Origin of the sequence: Mycolicibacterium anyangense (assembly GCF_010731855.1) — a bacterium.
GTDB classification, from domain to species: domain Bacteria; phylum Actinomycetota; class Actinomycetes; order Mycobacteriales; family Mycobacteriaceae; genus Mycobacterium; species Mycobacterium anyangense.
Map to the genome: position 1 here is coordinate 2148316 of NZ_AP022620.1, position 16500 is coordinate 2164815.

A 16500-nucleotide genomic window follows, 5' to 3' on the forward strand; every position below is an offset into this window, starting at 1 on the left:
CGTGGAAAACCCGCTCGATCAGCCGCGACGACCGCACACCGGCCACGCGCCGATGCCCTGCGTCCGCAGCACGTTCTCGGCCACGCGGATCTGCTCCTCGCGCGATGCCATGTGCGGCGAACCGCTGCCACCATTGGCACGCCAGGTGCCCAAGGTGAACTGCAGGCCGCCGTAGTAGCCGTTTCCGGTGTTGATCGCCCAGTTCCCGCCGGACTCGCAGGCCGCGACCGCATCCCAGTTCACGCCGCTGTCGGCGGAAGCGGTGCCGGTACCCATGGCCATCGGGGCGACGACCATGGCGCCGCCGATGGCGGCCATACCGAAGGACCGTGCAAGCGTCGTGCGGAGGTGGTTCAACATCTATCCTTTCGCCACGCGTCCGCCGGGGAGTCGCCCCCCACGGGGGCGGGCACCTGGAATTCCAGGAGGGTGTCCTCGGGTCGCGCCGTCTCGGTCGGGCACGACAGTGGTGGCCGACCGGTCCCGCCGGGGTTCGTCACCGGCGATCCATAGGAGGCCTTGGCCTCCCCAGCCCCACACACACGCAGGGTTTGTTTCTGTGGAGTTGTTTGCTCCCTTTAGGGAACGGGAAGGACCGTACGGAGGCTTCGGAACGAAGTCACATCACGACACGCCAATCTCGTTTTGATAACAGGACGATCACAACGCGAACCTGAGAGCAGTCGACGCAGGTCAGTGGGGTGATTCCGGGCCAGCCCAGAAAATGACGCGGTCGCAAATTTAGTGATGGATGTCACACAGATTTTGTGACTGCGGTCACGCTGTTTTCAATAACGCTGAGCCGAAATGCGGCGATAAACATGGCCTTCGCCGCGTCGCATCGCCACAGCAAGCCGATACCGACGGTATCGGCTTGCTTGATGTTAGCTGCTCAGCTCAGTTCGAGCGGCCATCATTTGCGAGTCGTATTGCGTTGTCTGGCAACATATTACAGAGGTTTCGACGAACACTTCCGCGCTGATCCGGCCAGCCTTCCGGAAGGGGCGTGCGCGGACATACCACCCCGGAAGGCGCTTGACCATAGGCTTTCTCGGTCGCCCAGATCCGGAGCGTTGGGCGCGCACTCCCGTGGGCCTCCGTGCCCGACGCGGCGCAATTCCGCCGGGACCGCGAGCCGGCACCGACCGCCGGTAGCGGTTCGGGCGCCGCAAGGTGATCCGCTCGCCATCACCGATACGTCCCGCATACCAGCGGTGTTGTTCCGAAAGCCCAGCGGCACAATAGGTTTCACGCTGGACGTTCACTCACACGACAGGTCACGGTCATCATCGCGATACCGATTTGTTATCGGCGCGATATCGCCGCCGCTTTTTCGGCTTATTTCGAGGGTTGCTGAGCCAAGTCAGCGGGCGAATTGATGTTTGCCAGCTGATGCTCGAACGGCACCACCACTCGCTGGGTCACCACCGTCTCGGCCAACGCCCGCATGCTGCGTTCCCCCGCAGCCACCAACGAATCGATATGGTCGGCCAGTCCGGTGCGGTAGATCCCGGCCAGGTAGTGGTCACGGCCGTCCCACGGCAGGACGATGTCAACACCGTCGTCATCGACCAACGCGTCGATGACCTCGACCGACAGATTGGGCATGTCGACCGCGGTCACGAATGCCCGGTCGAGGCCGGCGGCCGCCGCGGCCCGCAGGCCGCGACCGGTGGCCAACAGTGGTCCAACCCCACGGACCTCGTCGCGCAGCACGTTGGCGTTCATGTTGGGCAGCGCCTGCCCGGGTGCGGCGATCACGAACACCGGGGCGCAGCGCGGGCTCAACACGGCGACGGTGTGCTCCACCATAGTGGTCGGAGCACTCGGATGCGCGAGGGTGGCCTTGTCACGCCCCATTCGGCGCGACGCTCCCCCGGCCAGCACTACTGCGGCCAGCGGAGCGGAGGCACCCACGGCGTGTCCCGGCTAGTCCACGGTCCAGGTGTCGCGCCCGCGCAGCAGCGACTGCAACGCGTGCAGATCGTGCGGGGTGGCCTCGCGTGCCTGGCGGACCTGGTCGCGGGCGGCATCGTCGTAGGCCGGCCGGTTGACCTGCCGGAAGATGCCCATCACCGTGTGCTCGAGGCTCTGATCGCTCAACCGCGACAGTGCGAACGAGTACGCCGGATCGTCGATCTGGGCGTCGTGCACCACGATGTCGGCGGCCGAGACGTCAGCGGTCTTCGCGACGTCCAGCCCGAACCCGCTCTTGACCACGCAGTACTCACCGTTGGCACCGAAGACCACGGGCTCACCCTGCTTGACGTTGATGACGCGCTCCTCGGCACCCTCCTTGCGGAGCACGTCGAAGGAGCCGTCGTTGAAGATCGGGCAGTCCTGCAGGATCTCGACCAGGGCGGCACCGCGGTGTGCGGCGGCCGCGCGCAGCACTTCCGACAGACCGGCGCGGTCGGAGTCCAGCGCCCGGCCCACGAACGTCGCCTCGGCGCCCAGCGCCAGCGACACCGGGTTGAAGGGGTAGTCCAGCGAGCCCATCGGGGTGGACTTGGTGACCTTGCCGACCTCCGAGGTCGGCGAGTACTGGCCCTTGGTCAGGCCGTAGATCCGGTTGTTGAACAACAGGACCGTGATGTTGACGTTGCGGCGCAGCGCATGGATCAGGTGGTTGCCGCCGATCGACAGCGCATCCCCGTCACCGGTGACGACCCACACCGACAGATCCGGGCGGGCCAGAGCCAGGCCGGTCGCGATGGTCGGGGCGCGCCCGTGGATGGAGTGGAAGCCGTAGCTCTCCAGGTAGTACGGGAACCGGCTGGAACAGCCGATGCCGCTGACGAAGGCGATGTTCTCCCGCCGCAGCCCGAGCTCGGGCAGGAAGTTGCGGATGGTGTTGAGGATGACGTAGTCACCACACCCCGGGCACCAACGCACTTCCTGGTCGGTGGTGAAGTCCTTGGCCTTCTGCGGCTGGTCCGTCGTCGGGACGCCGGCGGTCTTGGACACCGGGGCCAGCAGGTCTGTTCCGATCAGGTCGGTCATGCGTTCACTCCCGCAGTCGCAGCCGCCAGCCTGGCGAACTTCGCCTTGTCAGTTTCGGTCTCACTGAGTGTTCCGTCGAGGGCGCCATCGATGATGCCTTCGACCTCGTCGGCCAGGAAGGCCATGCCCTGCACCTTGGTCACCGACTGGACGTCGGCCAGGTACTTCCCGCGCAGCACCAGCGCCAGCTGGCCCAGGTTCATCTCCGGCACGACGACCTTCGAGTAGCGCGCGAGCACCTCACCGAGGTTGGCCGGGAACGGGTTGAGGTAGCGCAGCTGAGCGTGGGCCACCTTGATACCGCGCCGACGGGCGCGCCGGCAGGCCTCGCCGATCGGGCCGTAGGAGCTGCCCCAACCGAGCAGCAGCAGCTCGGCGTCACCGGTCGGGTCATCGACCTCGAGATCGGGCACCGAGATGCCGTCGATCTTGGCCTGGCGCAGCCGGACCATCAGGTCGTGGTTGGCCGGCTCGTAGGAGATGGCGCCTGAGCCGTTGGCCTTCTCCAGGCCACCGATGCGATGCTCCAGGCCCGGGGTGCCGGGGACGGCGAACTGGCGAGCCAGCGTCTCCGGGTCACGGTTGTAGGGCGCGAAGTCCGCACCGGGCTGGGCGAAGTTCGGATCGATCGGGGCGAAGCTGCCGACGTCGGGGATTCGCCAGGGCTCCGAGCCGTTGGCGATCGCGCCGTCGGACAGCAGGATGACCGGAGTGCGGTAGGTCAGGGCGATTCGTGCGGCTTCGATGGCCACCTCGAAGCAGTCCGACGGTGACTTGGCGGCCAGCACCGCGACCGGGGATTCACCGTTGCGGCCGAACAGCGCCTGCAGCAGGTCGGACTGCTCGGTCTTGGTCGGCAGGCCGGTCGAGGGCCCGCCGCGCTGCACGTCGATCACCAGCAACGGCAGTTCGGTCATGACCGCCAGGCCGATGGCCTCGGACTTCAGCGAGACACCGGGACCCGAGGTGCTGGTGACACCCAGCGCTCCACCGTAGGAGGCACCGATCGCGGCACCGACGCCGGCGATCTCGTCCTCGGCCTGGAAGGTCAGCACGTTGAAGTTCTTGTACTTGGAGAGCTCGTGCAGGATGTCCGACGCCGGGGTGATCGGGTAGGTACCCAGGATCACCTGAATGTCGGCGAGCTGACCGGCGGCGATGACGCCGTACGCCAGCGCCGTGTTGCCCGAGATCTGCCGGTACTCGCCCGGGGCGAGCTTGGCCGGGGACACCTCGTAGGTGGTGCCGAAGGCCTCGGTGGTCTCGCCGTAGTTCCAGCCGGCCTTCAGCGCCAGCACGTTCGCCTCGGCGACATCGGGCTTACGGGCGAACTTCTCCCGGATGAACGTCTCGCTGGCCTCGATCGGACGGCCGTACATCCACGACAGCAGACCGAGGGCGAACATGTTCTTGGCGCGCTGGCCGTCCTTCTTGGACGCCCCGATCGCCTCGACGGCACCGAGTGTGAGCGTGGTCATCGCGACCGGCACGACGACGTACTCCTCGAGGCTGCTGTCCTCCAGGGGGTTGCTCTCGTAACCCACCTTGGCCAGATTGCGCTTGGTGAACTCGTCGGAGTTGGCGATCACCAGGCCGCCACGCGGCAGGTCGGCGATATTGGCCTTCAACGCCGCCGGGTTCATGGCGACCAGCACGTCGGGACGGTCACCCGCGGTGAGGATGTCGTAGTCGGCGATCTGGATCTGGAACGACGAGACACCGGGCAGCGTGCCCTGAGGGGCGCGGATCTCGGCCGGGTAATTCGGTTGCGTCGCAAGGTCGTTGCCGAACAGCGCGGCCTCCGAGGTGAACCGGTCACCGGTGAGCTGCATACCGTCGCCAGAGTCGCCGGCGAACCGGATGACGACCTTCTCGAGTTTCTGCCGGTTACCCGCAGCTCCGTTGCCGTTCGGACCCACGTGCCCGCCTTTCATTGGTTCTTCTGGGGCCAATTCCGTGTCGCGGTCGAACGACGCGCCAGCGAAATCGGACAGCCGTGTTCAGTTGCTGTCACTCGCAGTACCGATTATTGCACTTTCTTAGGCAAGCCAGACCACCGGTGGGGCCTGACACGCCGAAGTCAAGGGAACAAAGTCACTGTTCAGGGCCCATGACGGACGGCCCGGTGAGACACCTTTGTGTCTTTCGTCACTCTTACGGTCATGTTAACTCTAAGAATTTTGCTACTCATGAGTAGCCCGGCGGCGGGTTCGAGGCGACGGCTACGGCTACGACCGGTCGCCGCGGCGCCTGTCCAGTTCAGCGGCAACGAGCTCACTGGCAGCCTTGGCGGCCAAGACCGGCTCCGCCCCGGCCGCCCGGTTGGCCACGTAGCACGAGGTGAACATGTCACCTGCGCCGGTGGTCTGCACCCCATCGACGCGCCACGCTGCGGGGACCCGCACGCAGCTGCCGTCGGTATAGATGTCGCACCCCTCGGAACCGAACGTCACCAGGATCTCGGGGACGCCGAGCCGGTCGGCGGTGCCCTGCGCGAAGGCACCATCGGCAACGATCACCGCCTCATCCTCGGCAAGCTTGAGGATGTCGATATCGGCCAGTAGCTCCGGCGGGTAGTCGGCATCGACGACCAACGGACCGAGCCGGTCGGCACGGACCAGACCCTGACCGTCGTAGGCGACCCGGTGACCGCGCTGCGCGAGCAGCGCCAGCGTCGAGGCCGGGAAGTCGGTGCGCAGAAGCGGCGCCAGGTGAACCCACGTCGTATTCGGATTGGCAGCATCGAGCTCGGCGGGCCCCCACACCGGACCGAGCGCCTCTACCGACATCTGGCGGTGGTCCACATCGGAGTAGTCGAGCCGGAACGAGCTAGTCCGGTCGGCGCCCAAGATGGTGAGGAGCGGGCCGAACCTCTCGAGCAAGGGCGCGAATAGTGGTTGGTCCTCGTCGGCGGCCAGGCCCACGATCCGGCCATGACCGCCGGCTGCCTGCAGCGCCACACCGGCGAACGACGCGCATCCACCGGGTGAGGGCGGCGCGCCGTCGATGACGTCGATGGCCAGATTGCCCAGCACGGTCACGCCCGGGACAAGCTCGCACGCTGGCACCGATCGGTCTCCTCATCAACTTTCGGCGGAAACATCGTCGCCGTCGGCGCCAAATGTTAGTCGCGACTTGCCCCGATCAAAGAGCCGCGGTGCTCACCCGGGCAGGTTATACGGCGTGATCACCTGGATCGGAACGGGCCGCGCTGGCTCTGCCCGCAACGCTCGGTGTTCGGCCAGAATCAACCGCATCGCGAGCCGCGCATCGGCGCGCAGATCGTTGTGGAGCACCGCCGACAGGCGGCCCTCGCGGAGCAGCCGCCGGTTGTCCTGGTCCAGGTCGTGGGCGATGAACACTCTGCAGGCGCGCCCCAATCGGTCGAAGGCAGCCACCGTTGCGGTGTTACCCCCGCCCACCGAATACACGGCCGCCACCGTGGGATGGTGTTCGAGCGCGTCCAGGACGAGGCGCTCGTTGCTCGCATCGATACCGTCACTTCCGCTGACCTCCACGACGCCGCGACCGGAACGGCGAAGCGCCGACCTGAAACCAACCTCACGTTCCGCCTCATTCCGGAACACGTTGCGGCTCAAGGTGATCAAGACATCTACCGGTGAATCACCGAGCCACTGGTCCATGAGGTATGCAGCGGTGACCCCGGCACCATGATTGTCGATCCCGACATAGCCGCAGCGTGCACTGGCCGGGATGTCGGTGGTGTAGGTAACCACGGGAACATTCGCGGCGACCAGCCGATCGACGGCCTCGGCCACCTCCGGCTCGTCCTGCGCCTTGAGGATCACCCCATGGCTGCCCCGGATTCGGCTCAACGTCTCCACCATCTGCTCGGTGGACCCGGACTCCCAGAGATGGAATCGCGCACGCAGCATCGCCGGCGCGAACGCCGGCAATTCGGCCTCGACCGCAGCGCGGAAAGCGTCGGAGAACCGGCGCGGGGTTTGCATCACGACGTCGATGAGATAGCGGCGGCCGTTGAGTCGCAGTTGTGCTCGCTGCTTCTCCAGATCCTCGATCGCCTGCAGCACCTCGGCGCGAGTGGCCTCGCGCACCCCCGGGCGCCCGTTCAACACCCGATCGATGGTCGCTTCCGACAGCCCGGACTGCTGGGCGATCTCCCGAACCTTGAATCGGTGCGCCATGCCGGTCGAGACTACCCGCTGCTGATGGCTTTTTGATGGATTCCTGGTGTTGATTGCGGTCTAGGTCACAGCAAGACTTGAGCCATGACCGACGTCCGGGCACCGGCATCACCCTGGCTGGACGGCTCGGCACCCGGACTCGCCGAACTGCGACGGGTGGCCGAGCGGGAGACCGACCCGCGCTCTTACCCGCATGCCGCCCAGGTTCGCGACAACATCCTCGTCTACCGCGCTACGGATCTGGCCGACGCCGACCGTCGACTACTACAGGGTGAGCTCATCAGGGCCCTCACCGACGGCCCCGGTGTCGTGGTGTTCACCGGGGCGTTCGAACCTGCCGTCGTCGATGCGGCCAGCGCAGCGTTCGACACCCTCATCACAGTTCAGCGCGGCTCAGGCGGCACTGCCGGCGACCACTTCGGCTCCGCCGGTGCCAATGACCGGCTGTGGAATGCCGCTCAGAAGCTGGCGCTGCAAGCACCCGAGGTGTACGCCGAGTACTACGCCAACGACGCGCTGGCCCTGATCTGCCAGGCCTGGCTGGGCCCGCGCTATCAGGTCACCGCACAGGTGAACGTGGTCAATCCCGGTGGCGCAGCCCAGGTTCCCCATCGCGACTACCATCTCGGCTTCGTCACGCCGGCCCAGCTGGCCGACTATCCGGCCCATGTTCACCGACTGTCCCCGGCCCTGACCCTGCAAGGGGCGGTTGCCCACACGGCAATGCCGGTGGAAAGCGGACCGACCATGCTGCTGCCCTATTCGCAGCTTGTCGAGGGCGGTTACCTGGCGTTCCACCGACCCGAATTCATCGACTACTTCGCCAGCCATCACGTGCAGATCCCGTTGCAGAAGGGCGATGCTGTCTTCTTCAATCCGGCGCTGTATCACGGGGCGGGGGCCAACACCTCGGCCGATATTCGGCGGATGGCCAACCTGCTGCAGGTCTCATCACCCTTCGGCCGGGCGATGGAGGCCCTCGACCACACCGCCATGGTGCGGGCCGTCTACCCGGCGCTGCGCGCGATGAGGGCGGCTGGCCGCGCACCCGCAGAACTGCTCAATGTCGTCGTCGCCGCCGCGGACGGCTATCCCTTCCCCACCAACCTCGACAACGACCAGCCGATCGGCAGCCTTGCACCGCCCAGCCAGGTGGATGTGGTGCTCGCAGCGCTGGCCGACGACCTGACCCCCGATGCCCTCGACGTCGCGCTGCGCGACCAGAACGAACGGAGAATCCCATGACCACACTCGGCGTCATCGGCCTGGGCCGAATCGGTGCATTTCATACCGAAACACTGAGCAACCTCGCCGGTGTCGACGGCCTTGTCGTCACCGACGAACGGCCGGACGTGGTGGCTGCGGTGGCTGCCAAGCACGGCGCCAAACCGGTGTATTCCGTTGAACAACTGCTTGATTCAGGCATCGACGGAGTGGTGGTCGCGGCGGCCACGCCCGCCCACGCGGACCTGACACTGGCGGCGGTCGCCAAGGGACTGCCGACCTTCTGCGAGAAGCCGATTGCAGCCGGTGCCGCCGAGAGCGCGCGAGTGGCCGAGGTGATCGCCCGCTCCGGAGTCCCGGTGCAGGTGGGTTACCAACGTCGCTTCGACGCCGCCTTCGCGGCCGCCAAGCGGGCGGTGGACAACGGATCGCTGGGCACGTTGCACACCGTCCGCAGCACCACGATGGATCCCGCCCCGCCGCCGTTCGACTACCTGGCCGGCTCGGGCGGCATCTTTCGCGACTGCGCGGTTCACGATTTCGACGCGTTGTGCTGGATCACCGGACAGCGTGCGGTGGAGGTGTACGCCACCGGCAGCGTTCAGGGCGATCCGCGTTTCAACGAGATCGACGACGTGGACACCGCCGTCGTGGTCGTGACGTTCGAGAACGGCACACTAGGCGTGGTCTCGGCGGCCCGCTACAACGCTCGCGGGTACGACTGCCGGCTAGAAGTGCATGGATTCGACGATAGCGTGGTCGCCGGCTGGGACCAGGGAGTGCCGGTTCGAAACACCGACCCGCACAACACCTTTCCGGAGGGCCCTGCGCACCATTTCTTCATGGATCGGTTCACCGACGCGTTCCGCGCCGAGCTGGCCGCCTTTGTCGACGTGACCAAAGGCAGTGCCACCACCGGTGCCACAGTCGCCGATGCCGTTCAGGTGGCCTGGATCGCCGAGGCCGCCACTGAGTCACTGCACCGGCACGCGCCGGTGCGTATCGAGGAGGTACAAGCCCGATGAATCTCAAGATTGCCGGTGCCCCGATTTCCTGGGGTGTCTGCGAAGTCCCCGGCTGGGGCTACCAACTGACCCCTGACCGGGTGCTCGCCGAGATGGCCCAAGCCGGGCTGTCGGCCACCGAGCTGGGACCGGAGGGCTTCCTGCCGTCCGACCCCGCCGCACTGGTCACCGTGCTCGATGAACACGGTCTGAGCTGTGTCGGCAGCTTCGCGCCGGTGGTGCTGCACGATCCCAGCCATGACCCGGTCACCGACGTGGCAGCGGTACTGGATTCTCTTGTCGCGTCCCGTGGTTCGATGCTCGTTCTCGCGGCGGCCACCGGCACCGAGGGCTATGACTCCCGCCCTGAGCTCGACGAGGAGCAGTGGTCGACGTTGCTGTCCAACCTGGATCGGCTGGCCGCAGTCGCCGCCGAGCGGGGAATCACCGCGGTGCTGCATCCGCACGTCGGCACTATGGTCGAGAAAGGCGTCGAGGTGGACAGGGTGCTGACGGGTTCCTCGATCCAGTTGTGCCTGGACACCGGGCACCTGCTGATCGGCGGAACGGATCCACTGCTGTTGGCCCAGTCGGTACCTGACCGGATCGCCCACACCCACCTCAAGGATGTCGATGCGACGCTGGCCGCCAGCGTGCAGGCCGGTGAACTCACCTACACCGAGGCAGTCGCCCAGGGCATGTACACCCCGCTCGGCACGGGCGACGTCGACATTGCCGGAATCGTCACCGCGTTGTTGGCCAACGGCTTCGACGGCTGGTTCGTTCTCGAGCAGGACACCATTCTCAGCGGCGAGCCGGAAGGCCAAGGACCATTGCGCGACGTAGTGGCCAGCGTCACCCACCTGCGGGACATCGCCGGCCGCATCCCGGCATGAGCCTGCGAATCGGTGTCCTGGGCGCGGCGCGGATCGCCGAACAGGCCATCGTCGCACCGGCCCGTGAACTCGGTCACCGGCTGGTCGTGGTCGCCGCCCGCGACCCAAGCCGGGCCCGAGCCTTCGCCGAAGCCTACGGCGTGGAGCGCATCGCCGATTCCTACGCCGATGTCATCGGCGACGCCGAGGTCGACCTGGTCTACAACCCGCTGGCCAATGCCTTGCATGCCCCATGGAACCTCGAGGCGATCAAGGCGGGCAAGCCGGTGCTCACCGAGAAGCCGTTCGCGCGCAACCACGATGAGGCTCGAGAGGTGGCCGATGCCGCCGAAGCCGCGGACATCAGCATCCTGGAGGGCTTTCACTACCTGTTCCATCCGGTGACCCGGCGAATCTTCGAGCTGGCCACCGACGGAACTCTTGGCGACCTCCGGCATGTGGAAGTGCGGATGGCCATGCCGGCCCCGGCGGCCGACGATCCCCGCTGGTCGCTCGACCTGGCCGGTGGCGCGTTGATGGACTTGGGCTGCTACGGATTGCACATCATGCGACAGCTGGGTGCTCTCGGATTGGGCCGGCCCACGATCGCCGCTGCGCACGCCTCGCAGCGCAGCCCCGGTATCGACGAGTGGTGCGACGTCGAGCTCCGCTTCCCCACCGGCGCCACCGGATGCAGCGCCAATACCATGGCCGGACAGGCATTTTCGTTCACCATCACAGTGGTGGGCACCAAGGGTGACGCAGTCGCACACAACTTCATCAAGCCGCACAGTGACGACCGGATCACCATCCGCACACCACAATCGACCTGGGTGGAACACCTGGGGCTGCGACCGTCGTACTCCTATCAACTGGAGGCGTTCGCTGCGCACCTCCTCGATGGCATCGCCCTGCCGATCGGGGTTGGGGACGCGGTGCAGAACATGCACTACGTCGATGCCGCCTATCGCGCGGCGGGGATGTCACCACGCTGAATCGGCCCACGCCGCGCACATATTCGGGCACCATTTCAGGGTGCCGCAACCGTTCCCTGACGCCCATTGGGGCAATGAAGCCATCCCACCGCTGTTCAAGCCATTTCTCGCAGTTGCATCGTCGCCGATCGGGTCACGTTTCATCCGGTTGCTGGTGCCCCTGGATCGGCGCGTGCTGCGCGCCACCGGGGGCAAGTACACCCTGTTCGGACCGACCTCGCTGCCCGAATTGCTGCTCACCACGACCGGCCGCAAGTCCGGTCAGCCCCGGCTGACGGCGTTGAGTTACCTGCGCGACGGCGATCGTCTCCTGGTGTTGGGCAGCAATTTCGGTCAGCAACATCACCCGGCCTGGACGGCCAACCTGCTGACTGATCCCCTGGCGGTGGTGGCGATCGCCGGTGTCGAAATACCGGTGATCGCAACGCTGCTCACCGGACCTGAGCGCGAGCGTGGTGTGCAGCGTTTCCTGGCGTATCCGATGTACCAGTCGTATCGCACCCGCACCGACCGTGAATTGCGGCTGTTCGCCCTCACAGCACGGTGACATCCTGCGGCGGCGGGAAGCCGCTGCCCTCAGCGACCCAGCTCGTGCGAGAGCGCCTCGAGTTCATCGCCGCCGGCCATCTCCTGGGTGAGGTGTTCGAGGGTGATGTCGTCGTAGGTGCAGTCCAGCTTCTGACGGCCGCGGTTGAGCAACACGAAGTGGTCGCCCACCATGTGCGCGTGATGCGGGTTATGGGTGATGAACACGACGCCGAAGCCGGCTTCCTTGGCGGCGGTGATGTATTTGAGCACAACGCCGGACTGCTTGACGCCCAGCGCCGCGGTGGGCTCGTCGAGGATGAGCACTCGGGCGCCGAAGAACACCGCGCGCGCGATCGCCACACACTGGCGCTGACCGCCGGACAGCGAGCCGATCGGCACGTCGACGTCCGGTAGGTCGATGCCCATCTTGGACAGTTCGGACAGCGTGGTCGCCCGCATCGCGTTGGCATCCAGCGACCACGGAAAACTCTTCTTGCGGATCTCCTGGCCCAGGAAGAAGTTTCGCCACACCGGCATCAACGGCACGACGGCGAGGTTCTGGTACACCGTCGCGATGCCCTTACCCAAGGCCTCGGCGGGCGAGGAAAACCGGGTCGGTTCGCCGTCGACGAGCAGGTCTCCTTCGGTCTGCTGATGCAGCCCGGCGATGATCTTGATCAGCGTCGACTTGCCTGCGCCGTTGTCACCGAGGATGCCGGTCACCTCCCCGGCGTGCACCCGTAGGCAGATGTCCTTGAGCGCGGTGATGTTGCCGTAGCTCTTGCCGACGTTCTTCAACTCGACGAGGGGCACCTTGCCACCGGATTGCGAATCGCTGCTGGGTCTTTCGATAGAGATGGTCATGGCGTCATTTCTTCGCTGCGTAGTTACGGAAGGCGTTGTTGGCGATCACCGCGAACAGCAGCATCGCGCCCAGGAAGAACTTGAACCAGTCGGGGTTCCAGCCGGCGTAGACGATGCCCTGATTGGTCATACCGAAGATGAAGGCACCGATGGCCGCACCCACGGCGGTGCCGTAACCACCGGTGAGCAGGCAGCCGCCGATGACTGCGGCGATGATGTAGAAGAACTCGTTGCCGATGCCCTGACCGGACTGCACGGTGTTGAACGCGAACAGCAGGTGCATGCCGACGAACCAGGCGCAGAAGCCGACGAACATGAACAGCCCGATCTTGACCTTGGTCACCGGAACACCCACGGCGCGTGCGCTCTCCGCGTCACCACCGACGGCGAAGATCCAGTTGCCGATCCTGGTCTTGAACAACACCCAGGTGGCCGCCGCGGTGAAGACCAGCCACCACACGACGGTGATCCGGATGCTCACACCGAACAGGGTGAACGACGAGGCGAACACCTTCTGCGCGGAATCCCAGCCCTGCATGTCATTGATGCTCTGGGTGGCGACCTGCCCGGCGAGGAGTTTGGTCACCGCAAGATTGATGCCGGCCAGCATGAAAAACGTGCTCAACGTGATGAGGAAGGACGGAATCTTGGTTTTCATCACCAGAAAGCCGTTGAGGAAGCCGACGCCGAGCGCCAGGATCAATGCCAGCCCAGCGCCCGCCCAGAGATTGAGGTGCAGGTTGTAGGACAGCATCGAGGCCGCCAGCGAGCTGAACGTCACCGCGACGCCGGTCGACAGGTCGAACTCGCCGCCGATCATCAGCACCGCGACGCCGCACGCCATGATGCCGATGGTGGAGCTGGCATAGAGCACGGTGGCCAGCGATGCGGCCTCCCGGAACGGCGCGGCCACGACGAGGAAGAAGACGAAGATACCGATGGCACCGATGCCCGCGCCCATCTCGGGCCGAATCAGCAGGCGTTGCAGCCGGTTGCGTTCCTTGACACGGTCGTCCCGCACCACTTTGTGGTCGGCGACCTCGAGGTCTGCTTGCGTAGTCATGTCGTTTCCCGCCGATCGCTATCGGGTTCCGCCCTTGGCCAATTCGGCCACGGCGTCAATATTGGACTTGTCGATGAAGGACGGCCCGGTCAGCGTCGGCTGATTGCCACCGATGATGTTCTTGTTGCTCAGGTAGAGCCACAGCGAGTCGACAGCCAGATAGCCCTGCAGATAAGGCTGCTGGTCGACGGCCCATTGCACGTCGCCCTTCTGGATCGCATCGACCAACGCCGCGTTGGTGTCGAACGTCGCGACCTTGGCATTGCTGGCCGCATTCTTGACCGATTGGACCGCCGTCAGCGCGAAGGGTGCACCGAGGGTCAGGATCGTGTCAATGGCCGGATCCTGTTGCAGCTTGGCCGTGATGGTCGACTCCACCGACGGCATGTCCTTGCCATTGACGTTGAGCACCTCGGTGGCCGGGAAGGTGTTCTTCACCCCGGCGCAGCGCGCTTCCAGATCAACGTGGCCCTGTTCCTGGATCACACATACGACCTTCTTGGCACCGTCGGATTGCAACCGCTTACCGGCCTCCTGCCCGGCAATGTAGCCGTCCTGCCCGAAGTATTCCTTGACGCCCATTGCCTGCCAGGCGTCCAGCCCGGCGTTGAACGCGACCACGGGAATCCCCTTGGCTTCGGCGCCCTCGACGGCGGCCTTCATCGCGTCCGGCTTGGCGAGTGTCACCGCGATGCCCTTCACCCCGCTGTCGATTGCGCTCTGGACGAGGTTCGCCTGGTTGGGTGCCTCGGGATCGCTGGAGTAGCGCAGCTCGATGTTGTCCTTCTTGGCGGCCGTCTCAGCACCCTTGCGGACCAGGTCCCAGAACGAGTCGCCGGGTGCCTCATGGGTGATCATCGCGATCGTCATCCGGGGGGTGTCGACGGTGCCGCCGCCGGATCCTGCACCGTTGTCCCGCGGCTTGCCTCCGGTCGCCGAGCAGGCTGCGAGCCCGATGACGAGCGCGCTCGCTCCGGCCACGGCCGCTAGCCGATTGAACCTCATGACGACTCCTTGTCCTCGACGACATCACGCACGACACGATGCTGTCTCGATGTAATACGGCTCACAACCGAAAGTCAAGACTTTGTTCGGACATTAGGACTGCAGGTCAAATGTTAGGGTCCGGCGATGGCTGATTTCACGCTGGCGGTCTGCGCGGAGATGGTGTTCCGCGACCTGCCCATCCTGGAACGCGTGCGCCGGATCGACGCACTGGGCTTCGAGGTCGAGATCTGGAGCTGGCACGACAAAGACTTGGCGGCACTGGCCGGCACCGGCGCACGATTTTCCTCGATGACCGGCTATCTGCACGGCGACCTGATCGACCCCTCGAGCGCGGACGAGGTGGTGCGCACCGCCGCGTTGAGCATCAAAGCCGCTGAGCGACTGGGTGTTCCACGACTCAACGTGCACACGTCGGAATTGGCCGACGGCCAGGCCGCCCGCCCGCGGCATCGGGCCACCGGCCAGATGTGGCTGACCGCGCAACGCACGCTGGAACGTATCGGTGAGCTCGGGGCGAACGCCGGCGTGGTGTTCTGTGTGGAGAACCTCAACACGATCGTCGATCATCCGGGCGTACCGCTGGCTCGCGCGAAAGACACCCTGGCACTCGTCGAGTCGGTGGGCCATCCGAACGTCAAGATGATGCTCGACCTCTATCACGCTCAGATCGGCGAAGGAAATCTCATCGACCTGGTTCGGCGCTGTGGGCCGGCGATCGGCGAGATCCAGGTAGCCGACGTTCCCGGCCGCTGCGAGCCGGGAACCGGCGAGATCCACTACCCCGCTATCGCGGCCGCACTGCGCGAGATGGGTTACACCGGGACCGTCGGCTTGGAGGCGTGGGCATCGGGAGACAGCGAGGCAGCGCTGGCAGCGTTTCGGACCGCCTTCTGCGCGACGAGTCAGCGGTCGACGACGGTGGTGTCGAAATAGTATCGAGAGGCGCGATAGCAGTGCGCGCCGAATTCCACTGCCCGCCCGGAGTCGTCGAACGCCGTGCGGTCCATGGTGAGCAGCGGTGCACCGGGCTTCTCCTCCAACAGTCTGGCCTCGGTGCGGTTAGCAGCTCGTGCCCCGATGCGCTGACTGGCCAACCTAATGTGCACGCCGCGGGATCGTAGTGATTGATAGAGACCGCTGCGCTCGAGTTCCTCTGCCGCGGGGGCGATTTCGATGGGAAGGTAGTTCGTCATCAGCGCCAGCGGCTCGCCGTTGGCACACCGCAACCGTTTGATGCAGGCCACCTCGCGGTCGCCGGCCAGACTGAGTTCACGGGCCACGTCTTCATCGGGCACCCCGACGTGATACTCCAGCAGCTGCGTCGAGGGCTCTTGTCCAGCGCGAGCCAGATCGTCGAACAGGCTGGTGAGCTCGACTCGGCGATGAACGGGATTCTGCACGACCTGGGTCCCGACACCGCGCTTGCGGACCAACAATCCCTTGTCGACAAGCTCCTGGATGGCCCGCCTCGTCGTGGGTCTCGACAGCGTCAGCCGCTTGGCCAACGCCAGCTCGTTCTCGAATCGGTCACCAGGTGCGAGTTCGCCACTGCGGATGGCAGCTTCAATCGCCTGAGCGAGCTGGTAGTACAGGGGAACAGGACTTGACCTGTCCAGTTCGACTGCCAACGGCACATCGACTCCGATCGAAGAAACTCGAATCCCAACAGTAGCTGCAGTTTAACATTGATTGACACAAAGACCGAATGTCAGGACAAAGTATTGACATCAGGTTGTGGCGGGGGGCACAGTCATAACAAGCCCCATCGAG

The 16500-nt window shown here is 65.5% G+C and carries 16 protein-coding genes; 6 read left to right on the plus strand and 10 right to left on the minus strand.

Annotated features, from left to right (window positions below):
* Positions 1-18: 18 nt before the first annotated feature.
* The 6 genes from G6N35_RS10165 to G6N35_RS10190 all read right to left on the minus strand — a co-directional run bounded on the left by G6N35_RS10165 (position 19) and on the right by G6N35_RS10190 (position 7169).
* Positions 19-360 carry a transglycosylase family protein gene (locus tag G6N35_RS10165; RefSeq protein ID WP_163804143.1) on the minus strand — a complete coding sequence of 114 codons (342 nt, stop codon included), beginning with the start codon at positions 358-360 and terminating at the stop codon, positions 19-21.
* Between the two features lie 978 nt (positions 361-1338).
* Positions 1339-1917, minus strand: coding sequence for a molybdenum cofactor guanylyltransferase (mobA, locus tag G6N35_RS10170; protein WP_163804144.1), 579 nt, complete (start codon positions 1915-1917; stop codon positions 1339-1341).
* 12 nt (positions 1918-1929) lie between these two features.
* Positions 1930-3003, minus strand: coding sequence for a 2-oxoacid:ferredoxin oxidoreductase subunit beta (locus tag G6N35_RS10175; protein WP_163804145.1), 1074 nt, complete (start codon positions 3001-3003; stop codon positions 1930-1932).
* On the minus strand, positions 3000-4922 hold the full coding sequence (locus tag G6N35_RS10180) for a 2-oxoacid:acceptor oxidoreductase subunit alpha (RefSeq protein WP_163804146.1): 1923 nt from the start codon (positions 4920-4922) through the stop codon (positions 3000-3002). Before G6N35_RS10180 ends, G6N35_RS10175 begins: the two co-directional genes overlap by 4 nt.
* A 309-nt stretch (positions 4923-5231) precedes the next feature.
* Positions 5232-6044: a PfkB family carbohydrate kinase gene (locus tag G6N35_RS10185; protein ID WP_163807590.1), complete on the minus strand. Its 813-nt coding sequence runs from the start codon at positions 6042-6044 to the stop codon at positions 5232-5234.
* Between the two features lie 120 nt (positions 6045-6164).
* Positions 6165-7169, minus strand: coding sequence for a LacI family DNA-binding transcriptional regulator (locus G6N35_RS10190; RefSeq protein WP_163804147.1), 1005 nt, complete (start codon positions 7167-7169; stop codon positions 6165-6167).
* A gap of 84 nt (positions 7170-7253) precedes the next feature.
* Between G6N35_RS10190 and G6N35_RS10195 the strand changes: the two genes are divergently transcribed.
* Genes G6N35_RS10195 through G6N35_RS10215 form a run of 5 tightly spaced genes read left to right on the plus strand, consistent with a single transcriptional unit; the run spans position 7254 to position 11814 of the window.
* The gene (locus tag G6N35_RS10195; RefSeq protein ID WP_163804148.1) at positions 7254-8414 is read left to right on the plus strand and encodes a phytanoyl-CoA dioxygenase family protein; all 1161 of its coding nucleotides are present in this window, start codon (positions 7254-7256) and stop codon (positions 8412-8414) included.
* The gene (locus G6N35_RS10200) at positions 8411-9418 is read left to right on the plus strand and encodes a Gfo/Idh/MocA family protein (protein ID WP_163804149.1); all 1008 of its coding nucleotides are present in this window, start codon (positions 8411-8413) and stop codon (positions 9416-9418) included. Before G6N35_RS10195 ends, G6N35_RS10200 begins: the two co-directional genes overlap by 4 nt.
* Complete coding sequence (locus tag G6N35_RS10205; RefSeq protein ID WP_163804150.1) at positions 9415-10293, plus strand: sugar phosphate isomerase/epimerase family protein; 879 nt, start codon at positions 9415-9417, stop codon at positions 10291-10293. Before G6N35_RS10200 ends, G6N35_RS10205 begins: the two co-directional genes overlap by 4 nt.
* Positions 10290-11267, plus strand: a complete 978-nt coding sequence (locus G6N35_RS10210; RefSeq protein ID WP_163804151.1) for a Gfo/Idh/MocA family protein — start codon at positions 10290-10292, stop codon at positions 11265-11267. The genes G6N35_RS10205 and G6N35_RS10210 overlap by 4 nt, the downstream gene beginning before the upstream one ends.
* A gap of 40 nt (positions 11268-11307) precedes the next feature.
* Positions 11308-11814, plus strand: a complete 507-nt coding sequence (locus G6N35_RS10215) for a nitroreductase/quinone reductase family protein (protein WP_246224269.1) — start codon at positions 11308-11310, stop codon at positions 11812-11814.
* 29 nt (positions 11815-11843) lie between these two features.
* Here the strand turns inward: G6N35_RS10215 and G6N35_RS10220 are convergent, their stop codons facing one another.
* Genes G6N35_RS10220 through G6N35_RS10230 form a run of 3 tightly spaced genes read right to left on the minus strand, consistent with a single transcriptional unit; the run spans position 11844 to position 14727 of the window.
* Positions 11844-12659 (minus strand): ATP-binding cassette domain-containing protein, encoded by an 816-nt coding sequence (locus G6N35_RS10220; protein ID WP_163804153.1) that lies wholly within the window; start codon positions 12657-12659, stop codon positions 11844-11846.
* Between the two features lie 4 nt (positions 12660-12663).
* Positions 12664-13722, minus strand: a complete 1059-nt coding sequence (locus G6N35_RS10225; RefSeq protein WP_163804154.1) for an ABC transporter permease — start codon at positions 13720-13722, stop codon at positions 12664-12666.
* 18 nt (positions 13723-13740) lie between these two features.
* Positions 13741-14727, minus strand: a complete 987-nt coding sequence (locus tag G6N35_RS10230) for a substrate-binding domain-containing protein (RefSeq protein ID WP_163804155.1) — start codon at positions 14725-14727, stop codon at positions 13741-13743.
* A gap of 126 nt (positions 14728-14853) precedes the next feature.
* On the opposite strand from G6N35_RS10230, the gene G6N35_RS10235 reads away from it, so the two are divergent.
* Positions 14854-15663: a TIM barrel protein gene (locus G6N35_RS10235; protein ID WP_163804156.1), complete on the plus strand. Its 810-nt coding sequence runs from the start codon at positions 14854-14856 to the stop codon at positions 15661-15663.
* Here the strand turns inward: G6N35_RS10235 and G6N35_RS10240 are convergent.
* The gene (locus G6N35_RS10240) at positions 15633-16364 is read right to left on the minus strand and encodes a GntR family transcriptional regulator (RefSeq protein ID WP_163804157.1); all 732 of its coding nucleotides are present in this window, start codon (positions 16362-16364) and stop codon (positions 15633-15635) included. The genes G6N35_RS10235 and G6N35_RS10240 overlap by 31 nt on opposite strands.
* Positions 16365-16500 lie beyond the last annotated feature (136 nt).